The organism is Rhizobium sp. P1_B8, assembly GCF_056406515.1.
On the sequence record NZ_JBFTZZ010000087.1, the window covers coordinates 1 to 617 of the forward strand.

Annotated in this window: 1 protein-coding gene; it reads right to left on the reverse strand. The window is 62.9% G+C overall.

Annotated elements, in window-relative coordinates; genetic code table 11:
• The coding region (locus tag AC1D2N_RS36230; RefSeq protein WP_477983036.1) for an MFS transporter at nucleotides 1-617 on the reverse strand (617 nt) is incomplete at both ends.

Sequence of the window (617 nt, forward strand, 5' to 3'; positions counted from 1 at the left end):
TCCAGCGCATGCAGGAAGGCTGTGCGATGATGTTTTTCGACATGGTATTCGATGAGGATCAGAACAGGTCCGCGGTCGTGGGCGACAGGCTCGGCGACCAAGGGTTCTGGCCAGTGATTGGACGGCACCATATCAGCGTCGCCGGCCGGCAGCTTTAAACGATGCATGATGAAGCCTGCAACGAGCAGCCCCACCGCGCCGATCAGCAGCGCTCCCGGCACCCCAGCAGCTTCACCAACGGCACCCCAGCCAAGGCTACCTGCCGTCATCGCGCCATTGAAGACGGTGAGATAGACCGCCAGTCCGCGACCGCGGACCCAGTTCGGGAGCACGGCCTGCGCTGCGCCATTCAGCGTGGTCAGGGCAGTGATCCAAGCACCTCCGAGAAAGAGCAGAACAATGATGGCGACCCATTTCGGCGGCGCGAGCGACAAAGCGCCCATGACGAGTGCTGTGATAACAGCGGCACCGAGCAGCAGGCCATCGGCATTAAAACGTTCGCGCAGTTTAGGCATGAGCAATGCGCCGCCGATCGCGCCGGCGCCAACGGCGCCAAGGAGGATACCGTAGAAGCCTGCGTCACCGCCGAGCAATTCTCGGGCGACGAGCGGCAGGAG